This is a genomic window from Advenella sp., from assembly GCF_052108595.1.
GTDB lineage: Bacteria > Pseudomonadota > Gammaproteobacteria > Burkholderiales > Burkholderiaceae_B > Advenella.
The window spans coordinates 1-4,210 of record NZ_JBQEAU010000182.1; the positions used below are offsets into that span (position 1 = coordinate 1).

The 4,210-nt window shown below is 54.4% G+C and carries 5 protein-coding genes; all 5 read left to right on the forward strand.

Annotated features, from left to right (window positions below; translation table 11 throughout):
* A partial coding sequence (locus ACTIKR_RS20250; protein WP_442328854.1) for a hypothetical protein occupies positions 1-197 on the forward strand: 197 nt, incomplete at its 5' end.
* Between the two features lie 253 nt (positions 198-450).
* Positions 451-921, forward strand: coding sequence for a tRNA adenosine(34) deaminase TadA (gene tadA, locus ACTIKR_RS20255; RefSeq protein ID WP_442328858.1), 471 nt, complete (start codon positions 451-453; stop codon positions 919-921).
* Positions 922-923: 2 nt separating this feature from the next.
* Positions 924-1,937 carry an LD-carboxypeptidase gene (locus ACTIKR_RS20260; RefSeq protein ID WP_442328855.1) on the forward strand — a complete coding sequence of 338 codons (1,014 nt, stop codon included), beginning with the start codon at positions 924-926 and terminating at the stop codon, positions 1,935-1,937.
* Positions 1,938-2,054: 117 nt separating this feature from the next.
* Positions 2,055-3,656 (forward strand): ABC-F family ATPase, encoded by a 1,602-nt coding sequence (locus ACTIKR_RS20265; RefSeq protein ID WP_442328856.1) that lies wholly within the window; start codon positions 2,055-2,057, stop codon positions 3,654-3,656.
* Positions 3,657-3,671: 15 nt separating this feature from the next.
* A partial coding sequence (locus ACTIKR_RS20270; protein ID WP_442328857.1) for an IMPACT family protein occupies positions 3,672-4,210 on the forward strand: 539 nt, incomplete at its 3' end.

Genomic DNA, 4,210 nt, shown 5'->3' on the forward strand with positions numbered 1-4,210 from the left:
CCTCGGGCTACACAACGGTCGATCTGATCAGCCGATGGACGATTGATGATAAAAACAAAGTGACATTTGGCATCCAGAACGCGCTGAACCGCCACTACTATCCCTTGTATAGTCAACTGATGCGCAATAGCAACAACACCAGTCGGCTGCCGGCGGCAGGGGCGGTATTGAATGTCAGCTATACCCATCGCTGGTAGCCTGACAGGCAAGGACAGCGTGTCTGGCGGCTCTGTGCCTAGGCTGCGGGCGCGAAAGCCGAGGCTGCCGTGACGGCGTGCGGGCACAACACCGACACACTGACAAGCCACATCGTGCCAGCGCCGCCATCCCTGTTGTGCGAGCCCTCATAAAAGGGCTTATCGCGCAGCCTGTCGGCTTTTGCTTTATGTTTGGGTCCATACCCGGATAAAATGCATGCATGTCGATCATCGTCGCAACCGTCGCGAAAATATGCAAATTACCCCGTTGAATCACGCGCAGTTCATGGCGCTGGCGCTGGATCAGGCCCACATGGCCTACGCACTGGGCGAGGTGCCGGTTGGCGCTGTTGCCGTCGATTCATCAGGGAATGTGCTGGGAAAAGGGTACAATAGAACGATTACAGACCGTGATCCTACTGCGCATGCCGAAATCATCGCCTTGCGCCAGTGTGGCCGGGATCTGGACAATTACCGGCTTCCCGGTATTACCCTGTACGTAACGCTGGAACCATGCATTATGTGTATGGGCGCCATAACGCATGCCAGAGTAAGCAGGGTGGTATACGGTGCAGCAGACCCGAAGACCGGCGCCTGCGGCAGCGTGATCGCGGTGCAGGACAACAAACAAATCAATCACCATACCGTCATTGTGTCGGGGGTGTTGCAAACCGAATGCGGCCAGTTGCTTCGCCTCTTTTTTCAGGAACGCAGGAAATCGTGACCATGAACAATGCTTCTTCCCTTGGCAAAAAGGAAAGTATTAAAGAACAGTTGAATGACGCCCAGATTCTGTTCGATGAGGCCGATGATGTTGCGTATCAGCCGACGCGCTACACGAAAAAACTGCAGGTCTATACCATGTCGCCGTCAGGGTACGTGCAGGACCCTGAAGTATTGAAGCGCGCTGTAAAGAACCTGAAAAGATCCAGAGTCAAAGTCACGGTGGACAAGGCTGCGCTGTCGCGGGATATGCGGTTTGGTGGCGACGATGAGAATCGGCTTGCTGCCATCGCCCGTGCTGCAAAACATTCGAGCGATATTGTCATGCCCACCCGCGGCGGCTATGGGCTGAGCCGAATACTGCATCGTATAGACTGGAAACTGCTCGAACGCAATCCAAAGCGGTATGTCGGGTTCAGTGACTTTACCGCCTTCAACCTTGCCTTGCTGGCAAAAACCGGCATGAGCAGTTATACCGGTCCCAATATGCTGGATTTCGGCAAGGAAACGGTAGACGAACTTACCTATGACATATTTCTTGAGGTCATGCACGGTGAGCTGGAAATTCTCAGTTTCGAGTCCGAAGGCTCGGATGCGGTCGACACCCGCGGCACGTTATGGGGCGGCAATCTGGCCATGATTGCGTCTCTGGTGGGTACGCCTTATCTTCCCAAAATCAAGAACGGCATTTTGTTCCTGGAGGATGTCGGCGAATACCCCTTCCGGGTTGAGCGCATGCTGACACAGTTGCTGCATGCCGGCGTACTGGCCCGGCAAAAGGCGATTGTGCTGGGGCATTTTACCGAGTACAAACTCAGTGCTCAGGACAAGGGTTTTGATATGCCCGAGGTCGTGCGATGGCTGCGCGCCAATACAGGCCTGCCCGTCGTGGGCGGACTGCCTTACGGCCACGGCGACGTGCGTGTTACGCTGCCAATTGGCAAAAAGGTCGGTCTGGCCACCGAGGCAGATATGGCCTATCTGGTGATTGACGATCACCACCACGATCATCATTAATATTGATGATTACCGGCACCGCACACGGCGGTGCGTGCAAGATACGAACAACGCGTTCTGCTGTTATGAACGCGTTTGGCATTTTTTATAACCCCATTCAAGGCATCAAATACAGTCGTGATTTCTACCGCTAATTTAACCATTCAGTTTGGCCCCAAGCCTCTTTTCGAAAATGTCAGCGTCAAGTTTGGAGGAGGTAATCGCTACGGCCTGATCGGTGCGAACGGATCGGGCAAGTCCACTTTCATGAAAATCATCGGTGGCGATCTGGAAGCCTCGTCGGGCAATGTCTCGCTGGACCCAGGCGTTCGCCTGGGCAAGTTGCGCCAGGATCAGTTTGCGTTCGAAGATATGCGGGTGCTGGACGTGGTGATGATGGGGCATGAGGAAATGTGGCAGGCCATGCACGAGCGTGATGCCATTTATGCCAATCTGGAAGCGACCGATGATGACTACATGCGTGCGGCCGAACTTGAAGCCAAGTTTGCCGAATATGATGGATACACGGCTGAAGCCCGCGCCGGCGAATTGCTGCTTGGCCTGGATATACCGGTAGAGCAGCATAACCAACCGATGCGCGAGATTGCGCCAGGCTGGAAGCTGCGCGTGCTGCTGGCGCAGGCGCTGTTTTCCAATCCTGATGTATTGCTGCTGGACGAACCGACCAATAACCTGGACATCAATACAATCCGCTGGCTCGAAGGGGTGCTCAATGGCTATCAGAGCACCATGATTATTATCAGTCACGACCGGCATTTCCTGAATCAGGTATGTACCCATATGGCAGACCTGGATTATGGTGAAATCCGCCTGTATCCCGGCACCTATGATGACTACATGCTGGCTTCAACACAGGCGCGCCAGCGTCTGGTATCGGACAACGCCAAGGCTAAGGAACGGGTTGTCGAGCTGCAGGATTTTGTCCGCCGGTTCTCGGCCAACAAGTCCAAGTCCCGTCAGGCCACCTCGCGCCTGAAACAGATTGATCGCATCAAAGCCGAAACGGTTGAAGTCAAGCCTTCGTCGCGCCAGAACCCGTATATTCGCTTTGAACAGACCAAGCCGTTACACCGCCTGGCCGTCACCCTGGACAAGGTAAGCAAGGCGTATGACAAGCCGGTGATCACAAGCTTTTCGGCGATGATAGAGGCCGGACAGAAAATTGCTATTATTGGTGCGAACGGAGTAGGTAAAACCACGCTGTTACGGCTGTTCGCCCAGGATCTGGAACCGGATAGCGGTTCGGTCAAATGGTCCGAAAATGCCGATATTGGTTATATGCCGCAGGACGTGTCAGAGGATTTCAAAAAACACGTCAATGTGTTTGACTGGATGGGCGAGCACCGTAAACCGGGCGACGAAGACCAGGCGATACGTTCAGTACTGGGCCGGCTGCTGTTTTCTGCAGACGATATCGTTAAAGATGTCCCAGTACTGTCTGGCGGCGAAAAGAATCGCATGACATTTGGACGACTGATGCTGGGGCGCCATAACGTCTTGCTGATGGACGAGCCGACCAACCACCTGGATATGGAATCGATCGAGTCGCTACAGTTTGCGCTGGAAAAATATGCCGGGACCCTGGTTTTCGTGTCACATGACCGGGAATTTGTTTCCGGTCTGGCCACGCGGATCATCGAAATCATGCCAGATGGAACATTGAACGACTATCACGGCGGTTACGATGATTACCTCAATTCGCGCGGTATTGAGCAGTAGGAGATCCGCAAGTCGATGGCCGAATTATTGTCAACACTGACGGCCGTGTGCAGTTTTGAAGAAGAAATAAAAAAGAGCCGCTTCATCGCGCACGCCGCACACGCCGCCAATGCGGCAGCGGCGCTGGCTTTTTTTTCCGAGGTTGGCGACCCGACGGCGACGCACAATTGCTGGGCTTACAAAACGGCTGAAGGTTATCGCTTTAATGATGATGGCGAACCAGGCGGCACGGCCGGCAGGCCGATTCTGCAGGCGATTGAAGGCAAGGGGTTGACCGATGTCGCCGTACTGGTAATTCGTTACTTTGGCGGCACCAAGCTGGGTACCGGTGGTCTGGTAAGGGCCTACGGAGGTTGCGCCGCCAAGTGTCTGGACGCGGCACCAAAGAAGGTCATCGTGCCTTCAACGACCGTCTATTGCACATGTAATTACTCTGATGCCGAGAGAGTCAGGGTTCGCCTGACGCAGGCCGGCGCCGTTATTTCAAATGAAAATTTCGGTGCCCTGGGCGTAACCTGGACGCTAGTCATCCCGGTGAGCGATCTGCACCTGGT